The sequence below is a fragment of the Faecalicoccus sp. genome, assembly GCF_036552745.1.
In the GTDB taxonomy this organism is placed as follows: domain Bacteria; phylum Bacillota_I; class Bacilli_A; order Erysipelotrichales; family Erysipelotrichaceae; genus Faecalicoccus.
In genome coordinates this window covers 1-24,108 of the sequence record NZ_JAXKBY010000147.1, presented here as the reverse complement: position 1 = coordinate 24,108, position 24,108 = coordinate 1, and the positions used below count along the sequence as shown (strand labels likewise).

General features: G+C 40.9%; 21 protein-coding genes and 1 tRNA gene. 15 read left to right on the top strand and 7 right to left on the bottom strand.

Annotated features, from left to right (window positions below; all coding sequences use genetic code 11):
• The first annotated feature begins 358 nt into the window (after positions 1-358).
• From U0M88_RS07095 to U0M88_RS07035, 13 genes are all read left to right on the top strand, one after another.
• Positions 359-1,063 carry a gamma-glutamyl-gamma-aminobutyrate hydrolase family protein gene (locus U0M88_RS07095; RefSeq protein WP_331869365.1) on the top strand — a complete coding sequence of 235 codons (705 nt, stop codon included), beginning with the start codon at positions 359-361 and terminating at the stop codon, positions 1,061-1,063.
• A gap of 190 nt (positions 1,064-1,253) precedes the next feature.
• The gene (purE, locus tag U0M88_RS07090) at positions 1,254-1,742 is read left to right on the top strand and encodes a 5-(carboxyamino)imidazole ribonucleotide mutase (RefSeq protein ID WP_117446516.1); all 489 of its coding nucleotides are present in this window, start codon (positions 1,254-1,256) and stop codon (positions 1,740-1,742) included.
• A gap of 8 nt (positions 1,743-1,750) precedes the next feature.
• Positions 1,751-5,443: a phosphoribosylformylglycinamidine synthase gene (locus U0M88_RS07085; protein WP_331869364.1), complete on the top strand. Its 3,693-nt coding sequence runs from the start codon at positions 1,751-1,753 to the stop codon at positions 5,441-5,443.
• 8 nt (positions 5,444-5,451) lie between these two features.
• Positions 5,452-6,831 (top strand): amidophosphoribosyltransferase, encoded by a 1,380-nt coding sequence (gene purF / locus U0M88_RS07080; protein ID WP_331869363.1) that lies wholly within the window; start codon positions 5,452-5,454, stop codon positions 6,829-6,831.
• 3 nt (positions 6,832-6,834) lie between these two features.
• Positions 6,835-7,866, top strand: coding sequence for a phosphoribosylformylglycinamidine cyclo-ligase (purM, locus tag U0M88_RS07075; protein WP_331869362.1), 1,032 nt, complete (start codon positions 6,835-6,837; stop codon positions 7,864-7,866).
• A complete protein-coding gene (gene purN / locus U0M88_RS07070; protein ID WP_331869361.1) occupies positions 7,860-8,441 on the top strand; it encodes a phosphoribosylglycinamide formyltransferase in 582 nt (193 codons plus the stop codon). The genes purM and purN overlap by 7 nt, the downstream gene beginning before the upstream one ends.
• Complete coding sequence (gene purH / locus U0M88_RS07065) at positions 8,438-9,970, top strand: bifunctional phosphoribosylaminoimidazolecarboxamide formyltransferase/IMP cyclohydrolase (protein WP_331869360.1); 1,533 nt, start codon at positions 8,438-8,440, stop codon at positions 9,968-9,970. Before purN ends, purH begins: the two co-directional genes overlap by 4 nt.
• Before the next feature lie 132 nt (positions 9,971-10,102).
• Entirely contained in the window at positions 10,103-10,354 is a 252-nt protein-coding gene (locus U0M88_RS07060; RefSeq protein ID WP_331869359.1) for a multidrug transporter, read from the top strand.
• Between the two features lie 100 nt (positions 10,355-10,454).
• Positions 10,455-12,962: a ribonucleoside-diphosphate reductase subunit alpha gene (locus U0M88_RS07055; protein WP_331869358.1), complete on the top strand. Its 2,508-nt coding sequence runs from the start codon at positions 10,455-10,457 to the stop codon at positions 12,960-12,962.
• 8 nt (positions 12,963-12,970) lie between these two features.
• Positions 12,971-14,014, top strand: coding sequence for a ribonucleotide-diphosphate reductase subunit beta (locus tag U0M88_RS07050; RefSeq protein WP_117446530.1), 1,044 nt, complete (start codon positions 12,971-12,973; stop codon positions 14,012-14,014).
• 93 nt (positions 14,015-14,107) lie between these two features.
• Positions 14,108-14,184: transfer RNA gene (locus tag U0M88_RS07045), tRNA-Pro, on the top strand.
• 52 nt (positions 14,185-14,236) lie between these two features.
• A complete protein-coding gene (locus U0M88_RS07040; RefSeq protein WP_331869357.1) occupies positions 14,237-14,887 on the top strand; it encodes an HAD family hydrolase in 651 nt (216 codons plus the stop codon).
• 88 nt (positions 14,888-14,975) lie between these two features.
• A complete protein-coding gene (locus U0M88_RS07035; protein WP_168964908.1) occupies positions 14,976-15,425 on the top strand; it encodes a helix-turn-helix transcriptional regulator in 450 nt (149 codons plus the stop codon).
• Between the two features lie 524 nt (positions 15,426-15,949).
• On the opposite strand, the gene hypE is transcribed toward U0M88_RS07035, so the two are convergent.
• From hypE to U0M88_RS07000, 7 genes are read right to left on the bottom strand one after another with little or no spacing between them, the layout of a single operon-like run.
• Positions 15,950-16,927, bottom strand: coding sequence for a hydrogenase expression/formation protein HypE (gene hypE / locus U0M88_RS07030; RefSeq protein ID WP_331869356.1), 978 nt, complete (start codon positions 16,925-16,927; stop codon positions 15,950-15,952).
• Positions 16,924-17,955 carry a hydrogenase formation protein HypD gene (hypD, locus tag U0M88_RS07025; protein ID WP_331869355.1) on the bottom strand — a complete coding sequence of 344 codons (1,032 nt, stop codon included), beginning with the start codon at positions 17,953-17,955 and terminating at the stop codon, positions 16,924-16,926. The genes hypE and hypD overlap by 4 nt, the downstream gene beginning before the upstream one ends.
• Entirely contained in the window at positions 17,942-18,163 is a 222-nt protein-coding gene (locus tag U0M88_RS07020; RefSeq protein ID WP_168964911.1) for a HypC/HybG/HupF family hydrogenase formation chaperone, read from the bottom strand. The genes hypD and U0M88_RS07020 overlap by 14 nt, the downstream gene beginning before the upstream one ends.
• Positions 18,164-18,167: 4 nt before the next feature.
• Positions 18,168-20,351, bottom strand: a complete 2,184-nt coding sequence (gene hypF, locus U0M88_RS07015; protein ID WP_331869354.1) for a carbamoyltransferase HypF — start codon at positions 20,349-20,351, stop codon at positions 18,168-18,170.
• On the bottom strand, positions 20,338-20,643 hold the full coding sequence (locus tag U0M88_RS07010; protein ID WP_331869366.1) for a GTP-binding protein: 306 nt from the start codon (positions 20,641-20,643) through the stop codon (positions 20,338-20,340). The genes hypF and U0M88_RS07010 overlap by 14 nt, the downstream gene beginning before the upstream one ends.
• A 38-nt stretch (positions 20,644-20,681) precedes the next feature.
• Positions 20,682-21,002, bottom strand: a complete 321-nt coding sequence (locus U0M88_RS07005; protein ID WP_331869353.1) for a GTP-binding protein — start codon at positions 21,000-21,002, stop codon at positions 20,682-20,684.
• A gap of 2 nt (positions 21,003-21,004) precedes the next feature.
• On the bottom strand, positions 21,005-21,346 hold the full coding sequence (locus tag U0M88_RS07000) for a hydrogenase maturation nickel metallochaperone HypA/HybF (RefSeq protein WP_331869352.1): 342 nt from the start codon (positions 21,344-21,346) through the stop codon (positions 21,005-21,007).
• Positions 21,347-21,445: 99 nt separating this feature from the next.
• Between U0M88_RS07000 and U0M88_RS06995 the strand changes: the two genes are divergently transcribed.
• Together U0M88_RS06995 and U0M88_RS06990 are read left to right on the top strand one after the other, a co-directional pair.
• Positions 21,446-23,341, top strand: coding sequence for an NADH-quinone oxidoreductase subunit 5 family protein (locus U0M88_RS06995; protein WP_331869351.1), 1,896 nt, complete (start codon positions 21,446-21,448; stop codon positions 23,339-23,341).
• Positions 23,338-24,108: respiratory chain complex I subunit 1 family protein (locus U0M88_RS06990; RefSeq protein ID WP_331869350.1), on the top strand; the 771-nt coding region annotated here is incomplete at its 3' end. The genes U0M88_RS06995 and U0M88_RS06990, both read left to right, overlap by 4 nt.

Genomic DNA, 24,108 nt, shown 5'->3' with positions numbered 1-24,108 from the left:
TTATTGTCCTGGAAGATCATATTGGATAAGAGTCTTTCATCATGTTTGCATTGTGTACAGCATCCTTTGTTCAACTCTAATTTATCAATAGATCTGACTTTATTCATGTCTATTTAAAATTTTGGATGTCAAATGGGTACTCACGAAATTTATTTCTTTAAAAGTAATAAGTTGTTCTGTAGAGCGTTTATATTTTATGAAATCTGAATATCTTGTGGAAAAGGTAAAAGTTATGATTTCTAAATATGTTATCAGCATGGATACTATGAACTTTTCAAGAAATGAAATCTATCATATGAATCTACTGGATTTTTTACAGGGAAAACCTGTATAATCGTTTTCGAAATGAGGGATGAAAATGAAAAAGATAGGAATCACAACTTCACAGATTATTATGATGGACCCATCTTTATGCGGCTATAAAAAAATGAATGTGACCACAACGTATGTACATGCTGTACAAAAGGCAGGCGGACTTCCTGTCATTATGCCATGTATTTGTTCGGAAGAAGAGATGAAACAATATATCGAGTTATGTGATGGTTTTGTGTTGATCGGCGGTATGGATATTGCTCCGGTTTTATACGGTGAAATGCCGCATGCCAAGTGTGGTGCTTATGATTATGATGTTGATGTATCTCAGTTGGCTTTTACTAAGCTGGTAATTGAATCAAAAAAACCGACACTGGCGATTTGTCGAGGAATGCAGCTGGTTAATATTGCTCTGGGTGGTACTTTAATTCAGGATATTCCTTCTTTAAGTGATGCAATCAACCATGCCTTTGATTATGATGGCAATATCGTTCATACTGCATCACTGGATAAGGATGGTGGCTTATATAGATTGTTACAAACTGATACGATTGCAATCAACAGCCTACATCATCAAGCTGTGGGTAAATTAGGTCAAGGTTTACATGTAGATGCCAAAGCACCGGATGGAATCATTGAAGCTATCAGTTTACCAGAGCAGCCATTATTAGGTGTACAGTGGCATCCGGAAATGATGGTGGATACCGATCCTTTGATGGCAAAGCTGTTTTGTTGGGTCACTGAACACTAAAATGTGCAAATCTTCTTCAAAATAGTCATTGTATTGTAAAGAACCTTCATGTAAAATAACGGTGCAGGAAGTTTGTTTTTTGGAGGTCTTACTTATGGTCTTAAGAAGATTTACAAAACTGAAGAACATGGACTGTTTTAAGCGTGCCTAAAAAAGGTGCGCTTTTTTTGATGAAAGAGAGGACAAGAAAATGGACACAAAAAGAGTTTTGATCGTGATGGGATCACGCAGTGATCTGCCGAGCATGGAAGGCTGTATGAAACAGTTGGATGATTTTGGGGTAAGCTATACAGTACGCGTGTTGAGTGCACACCGCACACCGAATGCCGTTATTGAATTAAGTGAACAGGCGGTAGAAAATGGAGTACAAGTGATTATTGCGGCAGCCGGAGGTGCAGCTCATTTGGCTGGTGTATTGGCAAGTTCTACGCCGTTACCGGTGATCGGTATTCCGATTCAAACCAGTGCTTTAGGCGGTATGGACTCTTTGTTGTCCACAGTACAGATGCCTCAGGGGGTTCCGGTGGCAACCGTTGCCATTGGGAAAGCCGGTGCTCGCAATGCGGCCATCCTTGCATGTCAGATGATGGGCTTAGCCGATAAAGATCTTCAACAGAAGATTGTGGATTTCAAAAAAGCGCAGGCTGAAAAAGTTTTGGCCGATTCTGTCGTAGAGTAGGAGGACGCATGAATACACGAATTTTTGTACGAAAGAAGGAACAGTTTCAGGTTGAAAGTGAATCGCTTTGCCATGAATTAAAGACTTCTTTAGGATTAAGCGATGATTTTAGTTTGGAACAATACAATATTTATGACATTTTTGAAGCGGATGAAAACGATATTGCCCTTTTAAAGAAAAATGTCTGCAGTGAAGTAGTCACCGATGAAGTGTTGGATACTGTTGATCTGGAAGGAAAGACGTATTTGGCTTATGAATATCTTCCGGGACAATACGATCAAAGAGCTGATAGTGCCATGCAGTGTTTGATGTTGCTCAACAATAAACAAAGCGTGCGTATTCATTCGGGAACATTGCTGGTATTCTCTGGAACGATAGAGGAAGCACAGTTGGAAAAGATCACACATTATATCGTGAACCCGGTAGAAGCTCGTGTTAAAGATCTTTCTGTTTTAGAAGATGATCAGGATGTAGAAGTCGCAGAAGTACCGGTATTGGAAGGGTTTATTACATTATCTAAGGAAGAGTTAGAAGCCCTTCGTCAAAAAGAAGGTTTGGCGATGAGTTTTGATGATATCGAACATGTACAAAATTATTTCCGTGATGAAGAAAAACGTGACTGTACGATGACCGAATTAAAGGTATTGGATACTTATTGGTCGGATCATTGTCGGCATACGACTTTTGAGACGGTATTAGATTCGGTAGATTTTAAAATATCGACTTTAAAAGAACAGATTCAAGCTTCTTATGAACGGTATGTAAAACTGCGTGAAAAGGTACATGCCAACGCAAAGGAACAAACCTTGATGGATATGGCCACGATTGCCGGTAAGTATCTTCGCAAGGAAGGCAAACTGGATGATTTGGAAGTCAGTGACGAAATCAATGCCTGCTCGGTTGAAATCAAGGTTGATGTCAACGGACAGGACGAAGACTGGCTGTTGATGTTTAAAAACGAAACACACAATCATCCTACAGAAATTGAACCATTTGGTGGGGCTTCTACTTGTATCGGCGGTGCCATTCGAGATCCTTTGTCGGGTCGAAGTTATGTATATCAGGCTATGCGTATTACCGGTGCCGGAGATATTACCAAACCAATTGAAGAAACGATGGAGCATAAGCTGCCACAGTCCAAAATTTCAAAAACGGCGGCTCATGGCTACTCCAGCTACGGAAACCAGATTGGACTGGCCACCACATTTGTCGAAGAAGTCTTTGATGAAGGCTATGTCGCCAAACGTATGGAAGTCGGCGCCGTTGTCGGTGCAGCTCCGAAAAGCCATGTGAAACGAGAAAAACCACTGCCTGGCGATATCATCGTGTTGATCGGTGGCGCAACCGGTCGTGATGGAATCGGCGGTGCTACCGGATCCAGTAAAGAACATAATGAAACATCCTTGGAGAAATGCAGCAGTGAAGTTCAAAAGGGAAATGCCCTGATCGAGCGTAAACTGCAGCGTTTATTCAGAAATCCAAATTGTACAAGGCTGATCAAAAAGGCCAATGACTTTGGGGCCGGTGGTGTCAGTGTGGCTGTGGGTGAATTAGCCGATGGTCTGGATATCAATCTGGATGCGGTACCGGTTAAATATCAGGGCTTAGACGGAACGGAACTGGCAATCAGTGAATCACAGGAGCGTATGGCTTGTTGTATTGCGGCCAGTGATTTTGAAGCCTTCCAAAAAGAAGCCGAAAAAGAAAATCTGGAAGCCATCAAAGTGGCCGATGTTACGGATACCAATCGTCTGGTCATGCATTTTAGAGGCAAAACCATTGTCGATATGTCCAGAGCTTTCTTAGATACCAACGGTGTTCGCCAACATCAAAACGTAGAAGTTGTGGAAAGTACCTATGATGAAAAACCATTTGCACCAATACATTCTAACTTGATCGATACGCTGCAGGATCCCAATGTGGCCTGCCAGATCGGTTTAAGTGAAATGTTTGATGCCTCGATCGGGAAATCAACCGTTCTGATGCCATTTGGTGGTTTTTATCAGCTGACACCGGAAGAAGGAAGCGTACAGAAACTGCCGGTCTTTGGCATGACGCATACTTGTTCTTTGATGACCTATGGCTATGATCCAAAATTAAGCAAATATTCACCATACTTAGGAGCAAGCTATTCTGTTGTGGAAGCTTTGGCCCGCATGACCGCTTTGGGTGCCGATTATAAAACGTGTCGTTTATCCAATCAGGAATACTTTGAACATTTAGGAAAGGACCCTGAAAAATGGGGCAATCCGATGCAGGCTTTACTGGGATTGATCGATGCCCAGCTTGCTTTTGAAACACCAAGTATCGGTGGTAAGGACAGTATGTCCGGTACCTATAAAGATATTCACGTACCACCGACATTGATCACCTTTGCGGTTACGTCCGAAAAAACAGAAAATATTATTTCAGCCAGCTTTAAAAAGCCGGGTAACTATGTCTATTTGATCAAACATGATCCAAAAGAAGACCATACACCAAATTATGAACAGTTAAAGAATAACTTTGAAGCAGTTCGTAAAAGGATGCGGGAAGGTAAGATCGTTGCGGCCAGTGCCGTTAAATTTGGCGGTATCGGTTATGCGATCGCCAAGATGGCTTTTGGAAATAAACTCGGTGTTGCCATTGAAAGCGATGAAGATCTGTACGGCTTTAACATCGGATCGTTGATTGTAGAAACAACCGAAACGATTCAGGATCCACACTTTACTTTATTGGGCATCACCAATGAAGAAAAACGCATTGTGTTAAATGGTGAAAGTGTAACGATCGATGAGGCTTTAGAAGCTTGGATGAAGCGTTATAACGAAGTGTATCCGGTTCGTGTCGATTTAGGAAAAGAAGTATTGGATACACCACTCACCGAAGAGAAAGTACCACAATCTAAAGTGGTTGTAGAAAAACCAGTCGTGGTTATTCCGATTTTCCCGGGACAGAACTGTGAATACGATACAACACAGAAATTTGAAAGAGCTGGAGCCGAGGTTCATCAAGTCGTCATCAATAATCTTACGGTAGAAAACCTGCAAAGAAGTATTGATACGCTGGCGGATGAAATTTCCAAGGCGCAGATCTTAATGATCGTCGGTGGATTCTCCAGTGGAGATGAGCCGGATGGTTCGGGTAAATTTATTGCCAATGCCTTACGTAATCCAAAGATCTGGCAAGCCATTTGTACGATGCGAGAAAATGATGGATTGATTCTGGGAATCTGTAACGGATTCCAGGCTTTGATCAAAGCAGGGCTGCTTCCATACGGAGATATTGAAAAGCTGGACGCCTCGAATCCAACCTTGTTTAGAAATAATATCAACCGTCACGTTTCCCATATCGCCAGAACACGCATCACTTCAAATAAATCACCGTGGTTAGCTTCTATGAAACCGGGTGAAATTCACAGCGTGGCCATGAGTCATGGCGAAGGAAAGTTTGTGGCTTCTACCGATGTGATTGAAAAACTGGTACAGAATGGTCAGGTGGCTACGCAATATGTCAATGAAAAAGGGCAGCCGACCATGGATGGTTTAGATAATATCAATGGTTCTACGATGGCTATTGAGGGCATCTTGAGTGAAGATGGAAAGATCTTTGGTAAGATGGGGCATAGTGAACGTTATGAACCGGGCCTGTTCCAAAATATTGCGGGAAACAAAGACCAGAATATATTTGAAAACGGTGTGCGTTACTTTACGCATAAATAGGATTGTCTATGAAACAGACAAATGTGATTCAAGATTCTTCAGGAATCTTAGGGATCTTTGGCAGTGAGGATGCGGCCAACAGTGCATATTATGGTCTTCATGCGATGCAGCATCGAGGGCAGGATGGTGTCGGCATTGCGGTATCTAATGGAGAAACCGTTTCCTGTATCAAGGGATTAGGGCTGTTATCGGAAACGATATCCAGCGCTTCCTTACAGGATTTAAAAGGTTCGATTGTCATAGGACAGGTTCGTATGGCGACAACCGGCGATTCTCAGCTGGAAAATGTGCAGCCGATCATGGTTCGAGCCCATCAGGGACATTTTGCGATCGTCACCAGTGGCATGATCACCAATGCGATTACACTAAGAAATCAGCTGGAGGAAGAAGGGTTGATCTTTCAGGGAACCAGTGATGCGGAACTGATCGCCCATTTGATTCAAATTCATCCGGGTAAATTTGTCGATAAGATTCGTGGTGTAGTGCAGATGATCGAAGGGGCGTATAACTTTATGATTGCCACAAGAGATTCTTTGTACGTGATGCGAGATCCCTATGGCATTCATCCCTTAAGTATGGGAAAAAGCGAACAAGGCACGATCTTCAGCAGTGAAACCTGTTCCTTTGGTATCTTAGGCACTCATTTTGAACGGGAAGTCAATCCCGGCGAACTGCTCTGTCTTTGTCCGGATAAAGTGGAATCCATACAACTGGTTCCAGCCCACAAGCAAACAACATGTGCCATGGAGTATGTGTATTTCTCTCGTCCTGACAGTATTGTCAATACACAGACGGTACATGAAGTGCGTACCCGTTGCGGAGAAGCCTTGGCAAGACAGGAGGATGTACAGGCAGATATGGTTATCGGTGTACCGGATACCGCTACCTCGGCAGCCGTAGCCTTTGCACGTGTATCAAAGATGCCATATGAGATTGGCCTGATGAAAAACCGGTATATCGGTTCGACCTTCATTCGACCGACCAAGCAGCAGCGTCAGGAAGGAATGCGCGTTCGTTTAAATGCGATTTCTTCGGTCTTGAAAGGAAAACGTGTGATCCTGGTCGATGACAGTATCGTCAAAGGATCAACGGCCAAGCGCCTTTCGGTATTGTTGAAGGAGGCGGGGGCCAAAGAAGTGCATTTGCGTATCGCATCGCCTAAGATCAGCTATCCCTGTCTGTATGGAACCGAACGAACCAGACAGGAAGAACTGGCGGCCTATAATTATACCGAAGAAGAAATGTGTGCTTTGTTTCAGGTGGAATCCATTCGATTTTTAAGTTTAGAAGACTTTAAAAAGTGTATTCCCGATACAAGCTGTTTGGCTTGTTTTAACGGAAATTATTCCGCAAAGCTTTGCGATTATATAAAAGAGATAAAGGAGTAATGTATGGCAGAACAATATAAAGAAGCGGGTGTCAATTTAGAGGCCGGATACGAAAGTGTTCGTCGTATCCAATCTCATGTAGCCCGTACTAAAGTCAAAGGCGCCATTGATTCATTGGGTGCTTTTGGCGGTATGTTTGATTTGAGTGTGTACAATTTAAAAGAACCGGTACTGGTATCTGGTACCGATGGCGTTGGTACAAAACTGATGTTGGCATTTGAAATGGATAAGCACGATACGATCGGAATCGATGCGGTAGCCATGTGTGTTAATGATGTGTTGGTGCAGGGAGCCAAACCTATCTATTTCTTAGACTATATTGCGGTCGGACAAAATAAGCCCGAAGTCATTGAGCAGATTGTTAAGGGTGTGGCCGATGGCTGTGTACAGTCTGCTTGTGCTTTGATTGGTGGCGAAACCGCAGAAATGCCGGATATGTACGATGTGGATCATTATGATGTAGCCGGTTTCTGTGTCGGGGTTGTCGATAAAAGTAAACTAAAAGATTCCCGGAATTTAAAAGTGGGCGATGTATTGATCGGCTTGCCAAGTACCGGTGTACATTCCAACGGATTCTCTTTGGTGCGTAAGGTCTTGTTCAAGGATAATCATCTGGATGCACATGCGACTTATGACCAGTTGTATGGTCAGGTGTTAGGTGATGTACTTTTGACACCGACAAAGATCTATGTCAAAGCTGTATCCTCTCTATTTGATCAGGTGGATATTCATGCGATGAGTCATATTACCGGCGGTGGTTTCTATGAAAATGTACCGCGAATGTTAAAAGAGGGAATGGGTGTTCGTATCGATACCAAGGCTTTCCCACGACCAAAGATCTTTGATTTCATCCAGCAAAAAGGAAAAATCGAAAATCAGGAAATGTACAATGTCTTTAATATGGGTATTGGTTTTGTGATGGCAGTCGATCCAAAAGATGTACAAAAGGTGCAGGATGCTTTACAGGCCATTGGTGAAACCAGCTATGTGATCGGCGAAGTCACGGACAGTGGCGAGGTTGATGTACAATGGTAAACATTGCGGTTTTTGCCAGTGGATCGGGAACGAACTTTGAAACCATTCTTCAACATATCGAAGATGGCTCGCTTCTGGTACAATGCCAATGTCTGATTGTGGATAAAGAACAGGCATATGCTCGTACACGTGCCCAACAACATCAGATCGAGGACTACTATTTTAATCCGAAAAGCTATCCAAACAAAGAAGCGTATGAAAAGGATATTCTAAAAGTACTAAAAGATAAAAATGTGGATTTGATTGTATTAAGCGGTTATATGCGCTTTATCGGCAAGGTACTTTTAGAAGCCTATCCGAAAGCAATCATCAATCTGCATCCGGCCTATTTACCAGAATTTCCAGGGGCTCACAGCATTCAGGATGCCTTTGAGGCCGGTGTATCTCAAACCGGTGTTACGGTGCATTATGTAGATGAAGGTGTCGATACCGGACCGATCATTCGTCAGAAGCGTGTACCGATCGATCCAAACTGGAACCTGGAAACATTGGAAGAGCATGTACATGCCATGGAATATGACTTGTTCTGGCAGGTCATAAAAAGTGTTGCCGAAGAAATGGAGGGAAAGAAATGAAAAGAGCATTGGTCAGCGTGTCTGATAAGACAGGCTTAGTAGAATTTGTAAAAGGATTAGTGGATTGTGGTTATGAGATCGTCTCGACCGGAGGAACCAAAAAAACATTGGAAGAAGCAGGATTAAATCCAATCGGTATCAGTGATGTAACCGGTTTTCCGGAAATTATGGATGGACGTGTAAAAACATTGCATCCAAAAGTGCATGGAGCTTTACTTTGTGTACGCGATAATCCCGAACACGTCAAACAGTTACAGGAATTAGGCATCGAATATATCGATCTTGTTTGTGTAAACTTATATCCATTTAAAGAAACCGTACAAAAGAAAGGTGTAACCCACGAAGAAATCATCGAAAACATTGATATCGGTGGGCCAAGCATGTTACGAAGTGCTTCTAAAAATTATAAGAGCATCACGGTTGTCTGTGATCCAAAAGATTATGATAAAGTCTTAAAAGAAATTCAGGAAAATGGAGATACATGTCCGGTAACTCGTGAATTTCTGGCAGCTAAAGTGTTCCGTCACACGGCTCGTTATGATGCGATGATTGCCGATTATCTGACTAAGAAAACCGGCGAGGAATTCCCGGAAAGCTTAACGATTACTTTTGATAAGGTGCAGGATCTTCGCTATGGAGAAAACCCACATCAGAAAGCGGCTTTCTATAAAGGTATGAATCCGCAGTACTCTTTGGCCAATGCGACACAGCTTCATGGTAAAGAACTTTCCTACAACAATATTCAGGATGGCAATGCGGCTATTGAAATCTTAAAGGATTTTGAAGGTCAGTGTGCTGCGGTTGGCTTAAAACACATGAATCCATGTGGCGTAGGTATCGGTGAAAATATCGAAGCGGCCTGGGATAAAGCGTATGAAGCCGATCCTGTCAGCATCTTCGGTGGTATTGTTGCGTTAAATGATACGGTGGAAAAAGGTTTGGCGGAAAAATTATCCAAGATCTTTTTGGAGATCATCATTGCACCGGACTTTACACCGGAAGCTTTGGAAATCTTAACGCGTAAAAAGAATATTCGTTTAATGAAGCTGGATACGACATTGTCTGTGAATACGTCTTTGAAATATACGAATGTCAACGATGGCTTGCTGGTACAGGAAATGGATATGCATCAGATCAAGGAAGAAGATCTGCGTTGTGTGACAAACCGTAAACCAACACCGGAAGAAATTAAGCAGTTGTTGTTTGGATGGAAAGTTGTCAAGCATGTGAAATCCAATGCGATTGTATTGGTTAAAGATGATATGACGATTGGTGTCGGTGCCGGTCAGATGAATCGTGTTGGATCTGCCAAGATTGCGATCGAAGAAGCCGGAGAAAAAGCCAAAGGTTCGGTTATGGCCAGTGATGCGTTCTTCCCAATGCCGGATACAGTCGAAGAAGCCATCAAAGCCGGTGTAACAGCCATCATTCAGCCAGGTGGATCGATTCGTGATCAGGACAGCATTGATGTCTGCAACGAACATGGCATTGCGATGGTTTATACCGGAATCCGTCATTTTAAACATTAATTCCAGAGTTTAAAAGAGCGAAGTTCAAATTTCGCTCTTTTAAAATAGAAGGCAGGTATTTGTTTGTATGAAGTAAAAGAATCAGATTGGAAAATATTTAGAAAAAGAGTTCCCGGATGGCAGGAAAGATATATGGAAAAACTTGTACAAGAATATCTTAGTTTACTCCAAGAAGATAAAATGGCTTCTAAAAAGTTTTGGGAACTGGAAGATCGAATATTCAAAGATAAAAGAAGCGTGGGTGTGGCAATCGATATGCGAAGATCACGAATGATCACAAATATTCTAAGTCTTTTAGATGATGGGGTCATTCAAATGGAAGATCTAAAAGAGTTCAGTGATGAACTGCAGGAATGTATCAATTTCTTTATATACGGAAGGTAGCACAACAGCTATCTTCTTTTTTATAATCTCTCCATGGTCAAATTAATAGAGCAAAGCCTATATTTCTGTTATGGTAATATGGCAAGGAGACCCTAATTGTATGAATATTATTAAACGTGATAAAACCATTCAACCTTTTAATGTAGAAAAAATTAAAATTGCCATCAAAAAAGCATTTGCTTCTTTACATTCTGAGATTGATGAGGCGGTATTGGATCAAATCGTGATCGAAATACAAGATGAATTTCAGTCTCGCAATCAGACACCGACAGTCGAAGAAGTACAGGATTTAGCTGAAAGAGAGTTGATGAAACACTCTTTTTATGATGAAGCGAAGGCTTATATCTTATATCGATCCCAACGTGCCAGACTTCGTGAGCAAATCGCTCAGTTTGAAAAACTAGTTTATAATCCGGCTGTGCCAAAAATCTTGATGCAGGTGGAACGTGAATTTGGCTATGATCTATCGACTTTATATCAGAAGTTTAAGACTTTTTATAAAGCAGAGGATTCGCAAAAAGAAACAGAAAAAATGTTGGTTCGTGCCTGTGTGGAACTGATTTCCATGGAACAGCCGCAATGGGAAATGATTGCAGCTCGTTTCCAAAGTGAATTCCTTCATCAGGAAATCAAGGCTCGCATGTTAAAGTATGGTGTACATTCTTTTGCGGAAAAGATCGCTTATTTGGAAAAAGAAGGTTTGTACGGTGATTATATTCGTCAGGCTTACAGCAATTCGGATATTGATGAATTAGAAGCGTATATCAAAGAAGAAAGAAATGATTTGTTTACCTATTCAGGTTTAGATTTATTGATCAATCGTTACTTGATTCGCTCTCATAGTGGTGAGATTTTAGAAAGTGTACAGGAGATGTTCATGGGAATTGCGATGCATCTGGCTTTACCGGAACAAGATCGTGTATTCTGGGCTAAACAAATCTATGATATTTTAAGTGAGTTGAAAGTAACGATGGCAACTCCAACGATGTCCAATGCACGTAAGCCGTTCCATCAGATGTCAAGCTGTTTCATTGATACCGTACCAGATTCTTTAGATGGGATCTATAAATCTATTGATAATTTTGCACAAGTTTCTAAACATGGTGGAGGAATGGGTCTATATTTTGGTAAGGTTCGTGCGAATGGCAGTGATATTCGTGGCTTTAAAGGTGCTGCCGGCGGTGTGATTCGCTGGATCAAGCTGGTCAATGATACCGCTATTGCCGTCGATCAGCTAGGTGTTCGCCAGGGGGCAGTGGCTGTCTATCTGGATGCCTGGCATAAAGATTTACCGGAGTTTTTACAGCTTCGTACCAACAATGGTGACGATCGTATGAAAGCGCATGATGTTTTCCCAGCTATCTGTTATCCGGATCTTTTCTGGCGCATGGTCAAAGAAGATTTGGATGGCACATGGTATCTGATGTGCCCGCATGAAGTTTATACCATCAAAGGTTATCATTTGGAAGATTCTTATGGAAAAGAATGGGAAGAGAAATATTGGGATTGTGTGCAGGATGATCGAATTCATAAGCGTACGATCAATATCAAAGACTTAGTGCGTCTGATCTTAAAATCTTGTGTGGAAACAGGAACGCCGTTTACCTTTAATCGGGATATCGTCAATCGTGCTAATCCAAATCCGCATCAGGGTATGATCTATTGTTCAAACTTATGTACGGAAATTGCGCAGAATATGAAACCGATCCAGCATTTGCCTAACGAAGTGGTTCAAGTCGATGGACAGGATGTTATCGTAGAACGCTATGTACCGGGTGACTTTGTCGTCTGTAACCTGGCAAGCTTAACGCTAGGAAAGATCGATGTCAAAAACGATAAGGAGTTGGAACATATCGTATCGGTTGTAATTCGTGCTTTGGATAATGTCATCGATTTGAATTATTATCCAATTCCTTATGCCAAATTGACAAACCATAAAGTACGTCCGATTGGTTTAGGAACCAGTGGATATCATCATATGTTAGTCCAGAATGGTTTCCGTTTTGAAAGTGAAGAGCATCTGGAGTTTGTCGATCAGCTCTATGAAAAGATCAATTATTATGCGATTCGTACGAGCATGGAACTGGCAAAGGAAAAAGGGAAATATGAAATTTTTGAAGGAAGTGACTGGGATACCGGAGCTTATTTCACAAAACGAGGTTATATATCGGAGGCATGGAAACAGTTGCAGGATGAAGTTCATCAAAACGGAATGCGTAATGGTTATTTATTAGCCATTGCTCCAACGAGCTCGACATCCATCATTGCGGGAACCAGTGCGTGTTGTGATCCGATTATGAACAAATTCTTCTTAGAGGAAAAGAAAGGTTCCATGATTGCCCGTGTGGCACCGGATTTAAACCAGAAGACTTTCTGGTTGTATAAGAATGCGCATTTGATCGATCAGACATGGTTGGTTAAGGCGGCCGGTGTTCGTCAGCGTCATATTGATCAGGCGCAATCTGTCAATTTATACATCACAACGGAATTTACGATGCGAAAACTTTTGAACTTGTTTATACAGGCATGGGAAGAAAATGTAAAAACATTGTATTATGTGCGCTCTAAATCACTGGAAGTCGAAGAGTGTGAGAGCTGCAGTGCATAGGAGGACATATGGAACAATTACAGAAAAAGGCATTATTTAATGAAAACGGCGATATTGAAGTCACAAAACGTCGTATGATCAATGGAAATACGACAAATTTAAATGACTTCAACAATATGAAATACAGTTGGGTATCGCAATGGTATCGTCAGGCGATGAACAACTTCTGGATTCCAGAAGAAATTAACTTATCACAGGATGTCAAAGATTATCGTTCATTAAAACCGGCTGAAAAGACAGCTTACGATAAGATCCTCTCTTTTTTGGTCTTCCTGGACTCCTTACAGACAGCAAACCTTCCCAATGTTGGTGAATACATCACGGCCAATGAGGTCAATTTGTGCTTGTCTATTCAACAGTTTCAGGAAGCCGTGCATTCTCAAAGCTATTCATATATGTTAGATTCTATCTGTTCTCCACAGGAACGAGATGATATTCTTTATCAGTGGAAATACGATGAAATCTTATTGAATCGAAATAAATTTATCGGTGATTTATACAATGCGTTTCAAGAACATAAAGATCCTTTCCATTTTATGCAGATGATCATGGCAAATTATATCTTGGAAGGAATTTACTTCTATTCCGGATTTATGTTTTTCTATAATTTGGGACGTATGGGAAAAATGCCGGGAAGTGCCAATGAGATTCGTTACATCAATCGAGATGAAAATACACATTTATGGCTGTTTCGTTCGATCATCTTAGAACTTCAAAAGGAAGAGCCGGAATTGTTTACACCAGAGCGTGTTGAAGTGTATCGTGCCATGTTGAAAAAAGGTGTGGAAGAAGAGATCAAATGGGGTAAATACGTCATTGGTAATGATATTGAAGGTTTGACTATGGAGATGGTAGAAGACTACATTCGCTATCTGGGAAATTTCAGAGCACATAGTTTAGGCTTTGAACGCTTGTATGAAGGCTATGACAGTGAACCAGAAAGTATGAGCTGGGTATCGATGTATTCCAATGCAAATTTGATCAAGACTGATTTCTTTGAGGCCAAGAGTACAGCCTATGCCAAGAGCAGCGCGATTGTCGATGATCTATAAAATTTGAGGGGTTGAAGCTTTATTTCAACCTCTTTTACTTTTTAGTTGAGATTCCCTTCAAATCGAGGTATATTATTAAGGTATCGATCTTATCGGGATGTAGCACAGCTTGGTAGTGCGTTTCGTTCGGGACGAAGAGGTCGCAGGTTCAAATCCTGTCATCCCGACCATGAAATAACAGTCGTCTGAGGACGGCTTTTTTTGTAAAAGGAAAGGAACATAATGAAAAAAGGAGCAATCTTTGATATGGATGGCTTACTGTTTGATACAGAAAAGCTATTTGATATCGCATGGCATGGAGTGGCAGATAAACATGGTCTGACATTGACACAGGAGTTTTTTAACACATCACGTGGAACCAGCGGTGATGTAATGTTAAGAAATCTTAAAAGTTATTTTCCAACAAAGGATCCAAAAATTCTATTGAATGAGTTGTTTGAAAATACTGCAGAGTTGACCAGGCATCAGGTACCACTAAAAAAAGGCGTTTTCGAAATATTATCATTCTTTAAAGAAAATGGGTTGAAAATTTCCGTTGCCAGTAGTTCTCCATTATCGATGATACAAAATAATTTACAAGTCTCAAAAACGGCTTGTTATTTTGATGTGATTGCCAGTGGACAGGAAGTAGAACATGCCAAACCATCACCGGAAGTATTTTTATTGGCAGCGAAACGAATGGGAGTCGATGCCAGGGATTGTTACGTATTTGAAGATGGAATTCATGGGGTACATGCCGGAGTGAATGCAGGATGTACAACGATCATGATACCGGATATGCTAAAACCAACGCAGGAAATATTAAATATGCCGGTGCATATTTATAAAGATTTGTTAGAGGCCAAAGCAGCGATTGAAACAGGAATTCTATAAATGCATAGAAAACGGGCGCAACTGTATATTTTCATTGATAGACAATAAGAAATCCTCCATCTACAATAGAAGCAGATGGAGGATTTTTATGAGTTTAGGAAATAATTTATACAAGGCAAGGCGTAAGAAGGGATTATCACAGGAAACCGTAGCGGATACTTTAGGAATTTCCCGGCATACAGTATCCAAATGGGAAACAGATGAAACACTGCCGAATGTTTTTCAGGCGAAAGAAATGGCACGACTATATGAATTGAGCTTAGATGATTTGATGGAATATGATGCAAATGTGCAGGAAATCGAAAAGGTCATCCAGAATACCAGTGAAGAAACGCAAAAAAAGATCGATTGGACCAAAATGTGGTCTAAACAGTATCCGGTTTTAGGAACTTATGCAGATGTAGTGGATGTAGAGCGATATGCTGATGGCTTACAGGAGTTATTGGATGATTTAAAGAAACGATATGATTATAATCAACGGGATGCGATGTTGGTTTTAAAAGACATATTGGGCAAAACGTGGAATCAGAATAAATAATTTAAGTGAACAAAAATAAAACTTCTATGTGAAGTTTTATACATAGAGGTTTAGGATTGATGATAATTATATTTTTGAATTAAATTTTATGATTCGTTTCCAGAGATTTTCCACTCATTTCGTTGAAAATTCAATTCATTTTGAGTGGATGCACTACAGAGTATTGATTTAGGTGGAGAGATGCTTCTCGTTAGTTTAGATTATGATTTAAGAAATATCATACAAGGAAACAAAAAAGAATATTCAATCCTGATAGTGAAAAAGATGGAAAAGATCAAAATTTAAAACATTTTTGAATGACTACTTTTTAGAACTTTTTTTTTCTTATTCCGCACTTTTTTTAGAACAGCCACACCTATTGATATATCGTCAATAGAATTCTTATTTTGCATTAACTCTTCTTGTATTCTATCGATAGCTTGAAGAGGATCTAAAGAATGATAAGGGAAATATAGTTTTCTGAGTTGTACAGGTTTAATCTAAGAGAAAAATATTATCTTTTCAATAAAAAAGTTAGGCATCGCCTAACATATTCTGGGTAAAGGTTGACCGGATAATTTATGAAGTTGGCGTGTTGCACCAATCTTTGTTTTTAAATATAGCTTTTGCGGATGTTCTTTGGTAATTTTTCCGATAATTTTGGCTCCATCTTTTAATTGGTCACAAAGTTGTTTGGCATCATTTTCATTCATGATACAAAGCATACGTCCTTCACAGGCTAAGTATAAAGGGTCAAAACCTAAAAGGTCACAAAGTGTTTGTACATTTGAATCGACAGGAAGTAAAGATTCATAAAGTTCCATTCCAAAGTCTGATTTTTCTATCAGTTCCATACAGGTGGTTGCGACACCGCCTCTGGTTGGATCGCGCAGGATTCTAAGACTATCATATGCCATGGCTTTCATAGCTTTATCTTTTAAACAGGCACAATCGGAAAGCAACTCTCCTTGCAGATGAATATCCTCGCGAGCCATGAAAATACTGGCACCGTGGCATCCCATAGCACCGGATAAGACAACGACATCGTTTTCTTGATATTGGTAGGAAGTCTTTCTTTGAAGGATTCCAATACCGGAAGTGTTGATATAGATTTGATTTCCCTTTCGTCTTTCAATAACTTTAGTATCGCCGGTTACAATCGAAACACCTGCAGTTTGTGCGGTCTGCTGCATGGAATACAGAATCGTTTTTAAATCTTCGATAGGGAACCCTTCTTCTATGATCAACGAGCAGGACAAGTATGTAGGGATGCCTCCGGCCATACAAAGATCATTGATTGTACCGCAAACGGCCAGTTTTCCTATGTCACCGCCGGGAAACCTCCATGGATCGACTACAAAGCTGTCGGTGGAAAAGACAAGTTCGTTTTGTGGATTAGGTAAAATGGCTCCATCTTTTAATTCGGTCAGCTGTTTGTTTTTAAAGGTTGGTACAATCAGTTCATCAATCAAATCGGAAGTTAGTTGTCCTCCGCTTCCATGATCCATCAAAATATCGTTCATAATAGATCCTCGCTTTCATATAAATAACTGGCAGCGCATGCCCCTTCATTGGATACCATGCAGGGGCCAATCGGTGTTTGTGGCTTGCAGACGGTTTTAAATAAGGGGCATTGTTTTGGCTCTTTTTGTCCGCATAAAATAGAAGCACATTGACAGCCTTTGGGTTCCGTATTCGTTAAAGGGGGTAAATTAAATCGTTTCCAGGCATCCCAGGTTTCATATTCTTTTTTTAACTGTAAACCACTTTTTGAGATGTTTCCCAGACCTCTCCAAAGACTATCCTTTGGTTCAAAGACTTTCTGAATGATCGCTTGTGCTGTTTGGTTTCCTTGAGGCTTTACGATACGTCCATATGTGTTTTGAATGGCGGGCTTGTTCTGGTTCAACATTTGAATCAACAGTTCAATTGAATATAAGATGTCTTCGGGATCAAAGCCGCTGATAACACCGGGACGATGATATTGGCTTGGCAAAAAGGTAAATCCTTGTTCACCGATAATGGCAGCAACATGTCCCGGACAAAGAAATCCATCGATTAGTGTGTTTTCTTGTTCTAACAAAGTGCATATGGCAGGCTTTGTCTGTTTTAAAAGACTCAAAAAGAAAAAGTTTTGAATGTTTTGTCGTTGGGCTTCTAAAATCGCAATGGCACTTCCAGGTGCAGTTGTTTCAAAGCCGACACCTAAAAAAATCACATTCTTAGACGGATTTTCTTTGGCCAGTGTTAAAGCATCCATACAGGATAAACAAATTTTGACCTGTGGCAATCCTTGAAGAGATGGATGTTTACTTCCGGGAATGCGGAAAAGATCACCATAGCTGCAAAGAAGAATATCCGGTCTTTGTGCCAGATCATAAGCTAGGTCGATCAGAGATGAAGGAGTTACACATACTGGGCAGCCAGGTCCGCTAATGAGTTTTACATCTTCGGGTAGCAGTTTTTTTATACCGGAACGAGCTATAGACATAGTATGCGTTCCACAGATTTCCATCAGCTTGATTGGCCGGTTTGGTTTACTGAAATGCATGAAATATCTCCTGGTATAAATCTCTTGTCTGTTGTGCTTGTTGACTATCCACTTTTTCAATCGCAAAACCGGCATGGACCATGACTTCATCGCCGATTTGTACATTCGGTATAAAATCAATCCGAATGGTTTGCGAAATGCCATGAGCACCGGCTATAGCTGTATTACCTTCTATTTTCTCAATGGTTAAAGGAATCGCAAGACACATAATATCACATCCTTTTTTGCGCAATGGCAAGTTGTCCTAAGGCAATACCTTCATCGTTACAACTTACTTGTGTATGCCAATAGACTCTATATTGAAGTTCCTGCAGGCGATGCACGATTTCTTTCAACAAATATTGGTTTTGAAAACATCCGCCACTTAATACGATGGGGAGATGCTTTGGATTTAAATGCAGTGTTTGATCGATGGTCATTTCAATGATTGTATTCATCATTTTGGCCGCTTGTATCTCTGGTGCTTTTGTTTCCGTTACAGTATAATGAATCATTTCTGACCAGTCAAAGAATCGAATATTATTTTCTTCATAGAAACAAAGTGGATACGATTCTGTCGTTGTGGCGGCCATAGATTCTAATAATACAGGTGCCTGGCCATCGTAATCCTGTGCTTTCGTATGTGTAATCAGAGCATAGAAACCATCAAACAGGCGGCCCATACCACTGGTCTGAATACTTTTGGACAGCATTTGTTTGAGTATGTTTTGTTTGTTGGCTTCAAAAATAGGAATTTCACAATCGGATTCAACTGTTAAAGCCAGGGCGATTCTACCGATTTCATGAATGGCTTTGTCGCCTCCTAATAAGGGAATTTGTTTGATGGATCCAACACGTTGAAAATCTGCATAATCACCAACTAAAAATTCAGATCCCCAGATTGTATGATCGTTTCCGAATCCAGTTCCATCAAAGATAATGCCAAAGCAAGTTCCATCTAAGTTATTTTCCATCATACAGGAAGCCATGTGCGCATGATGGTGCTGCACCTGTATCAACGGAAGAGAAAGATTTTTGGCAAACCGTGTCGTTGTATAGTCCGGATGTAAATCGCAAACGATTTGTCGGGCTTCTAAATCAAACAATCTTTGATATGTATGTAGTGCTTTTTTATAATGGTTGAAAGTTTCTATTGTTTCCAGATCACCAATATAAGGACTTAGAAACACATGGTGGTCTTTGCCCCAGGCAAAGCTTCCTTTTTGATGAGCGCCCAGAGCCAGTATTCCGGTGACATCTGTTTTACTGCTTAGTGGTATAGGAACATAGCCGCGACTTCGGCGAATAAAGTAAGGTTTTCCTTGAAAGTTTCGCAATAAGGAATCATCACAGCGGTTTTCTATGGTGCGATTATGAAGTAAGAAGGAGTCTGCGATGTGTTTTAAGCCTTCCAAAGCCTCGTTGTTATCAATCAAAACCGGTGCATCGCTTAGATTGGCACTGGTCATGACTAATGCATCCATTTTTTCCATCAGTAAAATATGCAAAGGACTGTACGGAAGCAAAATGCCCAGATTCTTATTTTCGGATAATTCTTTATACGCTTCTTTATTCTTTTTTGCGCACAGCACGATGGGTCTTTGCGTTGATGTTAATAGCTTTTCTTCATCGACTGAAAGTTGGACAAATTCTTTAGCAGTATCAATATCTTTAACCATGACGGCAAGTGGTTTCGTCTCACGATGCTTGCGCTTTCGTAAGAGAAGAATCGCTTTTGGATCCCGGGCATCACAGGCTAAATGAATACCGCCGATGCCTTTGATGGCTACGATCTTTCCTTCTTTTAAATCCTGAATGGCATTTTTTAAAGGATCACCTTTTTTCTGTTCTCCTTGATAAAAAAGGGTAGGGCCGCAATTGGCACAGGCATTAGGTTGTGCGTGATAGCGGCGATCTTGCAGATCTTCGTATTCCTGCTGACACAAAGAACACATCGTAAAATCTTTCATTGTTGTATTCTTTCGATCATAAGGAATGTCTTTAACGATTGTATAGCGAGGGCCGCAGTTGGTACAGTTGATGAAGGGATAGCCAAATCGCCGATTTTTAGGATCTAACATTTCGTTGACACAGTCCTGACAAGGTGCCATATCCGGAGAAATCAGCGTTTGATGGATACCGCTTTTACTTTCCTGAATCGTAAAGCTGTTCCAGTTTTCTAAAGGTTGTTTTGTTGTGTCGATCGATTCGATCTTCGAATGACAAGGCGCTTTTTGTGGCAGCTCTTTTAAGAAAGCTTGTACATCTTCTTTATGTCCTTGGATATGAAGGATAACGCCTTTGCTGTCATTATAGGCTGTACCACTTATATGGTGTGCTTTGGCAAGTCGATGAAGAAACGGGCGAAAACCGACACCTTGTACGATTCCTTGTATCCGAATTTTAAGATGGATCATGAAACAGTGTTTCGATCCTTTCTTTTAAATGGTTGACCAATTCTTCAATGCCTTGTTGGGTAGTCGTACTTACGGTCAAGAACGGTGCTTTTGGGTTAATGGCTTTATAGTCGTTATGTACGCGGTTTAAATCAAAGGAAAAGTAGGGTAATACATCGATCTTATTGATGACCAGACAATCGGTGTCGGTAAACATCAACGGATATTTGACAACTTTATCATCGCCTTCTGGAACGCTTAAGATCGTAATGCGCATGTTTTCTCCAATATCAAATTCAGCCGGACAGACCAGATTGCCGATATTTTCTACAAAAAGAACATCGATTTGGTCTAAATCAAACTCCGGAAGAATTTTTGAACGCTCATCGCTTCAATATGACAGGCGCCATCTGTGTTCAATTCCACGCAGGGAATATTTAGATCATGTATGGTTTTGGCATCGATATCTGTTGTGATATCTCCCTCAATCACACCAATCGAATAGTCTTTTTTTAGATGTTGGATCAATGTTTTTAACACACTGGTTTTACCGGCACCCGGTGATCCCATAATATTGATCAAGATTGTGTGATGTTGATGTAATGTTTCTTTGACTTGATCGGCTACATCTTCATTCCAATCCATGATTTGATGATATACTTTGATTTCCATACTTACTCCACCTTTATGCTTTCTATCATACATTCCTTGCCGGATAATCGCTTGAGATCCATGCTGTGGCAATAAGGGCATTCAATATGCCTGCGATCGATCTCGGATTCTTTATGACATTGATTACAATATACTTTTAGTCCGATCTCTTTTACTTTGATCTGTACATTTTCGGCAATTGTATCTTTAGAAATGACATCCATATACATTTGAATGCACTCTGGAACAAAACCGCAAAACGGACCTAGAATCAATGAAATTTCGGTGACTTTTTTTGCCTGATTTTCTTTGGCGATTTGTAGGGCATCCTGCAGGATATGTTGGGTGATTTCCATTTCATGCATATCCGTATTATACCCCCTAAAAAATAAAAATAGAATGGAAACCCTTTTCATTTAGGCATATAATGTGAATTATGAGATAGATCAGAGGGGGAATGTCGTTTGTATTTGATACCTGCTTTGACACTGATACCTTTCATAGGTGCCATTCTTATTTTTTTAGATTCAAATAGTAAAAGACGAGGGTATGTCATTTATGGAACCGTAGCTTTGATGATGTTGTGCAGCTTTTTGCTTGTGGGACAATGGATCTTGCAGGGAGGTAAGCCATGGCATTTGTATCCTCAGACTGGTTTTATCGATATACTGATGCAGATCATAGAAGTTCTGTTGATGATCTTTATCGTGTATAAAAGTTTTCAACATAAAAAGCGCTGGATTTCTCTTTTGGCCATTGGACAGACATTGCTTACTTTGTGGGTGGAGCATTCGATTCCTCTTGTGGAATCAACACATACGACCGTGGATTCTTTGGCATTGTTGATGTGTATGCTTTGCAGCGTGGTCGGTGGACTGATAGGCGTTTATTCAGTAGGCTACATGAAAAGCTATCATGAAAACCATCGTGGTGTGATTGATCGAAGCAATACCTTTCTGGCTTTGTTGTTTGTGTTTATGTCGGCCATGTTTGGACTGGTTCTCTCTTCGAATCTAATCTGGATGTACTTTTTCTGGGAAGTTACCAGTGTGATTTCTTTCTTGTTGATAGGATACACACAGACGGATGAAGCGATTGATAATAGTTTTAAGGCATTATGGATGAATTTGCTTGGCGGGATCGGCTTTGCGGTGGCCATCTGGCTTTGTGCCATGCAGAATCACAGTGTACAGATGCAGGATATTGTTTCCGGTGGAAATACGATGATTATCGGTATGCTTTGTCTTGCTGGATTGGCAAAAAGTGCCCAGTTGCCATTTTCTACATGGTTGTTTGGTGCCATGGTGGCGCCGACACCATCCAGTGCGCTTTTGCATAGTGCAACGATGGTCAAAGCCGGTGTCTATTTATTGATTCGCCTTGCACCGGCCTTATATGGAAATCTTTGTGGAATGGTGGTTGCCTTTATCGGAGGCTTTACCTTTATTACGACCAGTATGATGGCAATCGCACAAAACGATGCCAAGAAAGTATTGGCTTTTTCAACGATTTCGAATTTAGGATTGATTGTCGCCTGTGCCGGTATTGGAGTGGAACAAACAGTCTGGGCAGCCATCTTTTTGATGATCTTTCATTCCGTTAGTAAATCCATGTTGTTTGAAAGCGTGGGGGCTACAGAAAACAGTATCGGTTCCAGAGATATTGAACATATGCACGGCTTGATTTTACGGTTACCTAAGCTTGCCTATATCATGGGAATCGGTATTGCCGGTATGTATCTGGCGCCGTTTGGGATGTTGATCAGTAAATGGGTAGCTTTAAAGGCTTTTGTGGATTCAGGGAATGTGTTATTAGTAATCTTTATTGCTTTTGGTAGTGCTTCTACAATGTTTTACTGGACAAAATGGTTAGGAAAATTGATTGCGATGCACAAACCAAATACACCGGATCATGATGCGACACGAAAAGATGAATACTTTTCCATGGGTGTGTTGGGTGTGATCATGATTTTACTGTGTCTATTATTCCCGTTATTGGCTGGTTTTGTGGTCAATCCAATCGTTTTATCTTTGTTTGGGGCTACACAGGATGTCTTATCGATGAGTGAATTGACCACTATGGTCATCATGGTGTGTAGCGTTTTGTTGGTGCCTTCGATGATGTTTTTGATTACACGTATGGCACCGCGTGATTATGTGCCTACTTACATGAACGGTGTGAATGTGGGTGATAACTCTCATTTTATCGACAGCATGGGAGAATCGAAAAAACTCTATCTTTCTAACTGGTATCTGCGCTTTGAGTTTGGTAGAAGACGATTGCTACGGCCATCACAGATCGTTGCCGCCAGTGTTTTGATTGTGACTTTTGCGATTCTTTTGGGAGGTGCGATCGGATGAATCGATATATATCTTTGATCTTATATCTGCTTTTGGCTCCTTTTATCGGTGCTTTTCTGGATGGCATTGATCGTAAGATCACGGCTCGTATGCAGGGGCGCAAGGGACCATCGATCTGGCAGCCGTTTTATGATTTATATAAGTTATTCTCTAAACAGATGATTGCGGTCAACAGTGTGCAGCTGTTGTTGAATTGCAGCTATTTGATCTTTTTGGCGATTGCTGGCGGTATGGTATTTTTCGGAACCGATATTTTGATGTCGTTGTTCATCTTATCGACAGCTGATATGTTTTTGATCCTTGCGGCAAGCAGTGATTCATCGCCATTCTCCAATATTGGGGCCAGTCGTGAAATGATGCAGATGATGTCGTATGAACCGATGACTCTTTTGATTGCGGTCGGCTTTTATCTGGCAACCGGATCGTTTCGAGTGGATGAAATCATCGCACAAAACAGTGCTGCTTTTTGGATGATGCCCGGATTGTTTGTCGGCTATATTTTGATCATGGCCATCAAATTAAGAAAATCACCCTTTGATCTTTCAACTTCGCATCATGCCCATCAGGAAGTCGTCAAAGGGATCACAACCGAAATGTCAGGGCCGACGCTTGCCATCATGGAAATCGGTGAGTATTACGAAAAGATGTTGTTGTTGGCGGTGGTTGCTTTGTTTTTTATTCATGGCGATCCATGGAGCTGGATCATTGGTATTCTGGCCTGCCTTGCGGTGTATTTCATCGAAATTTTGATCGATAATATTAGTGCT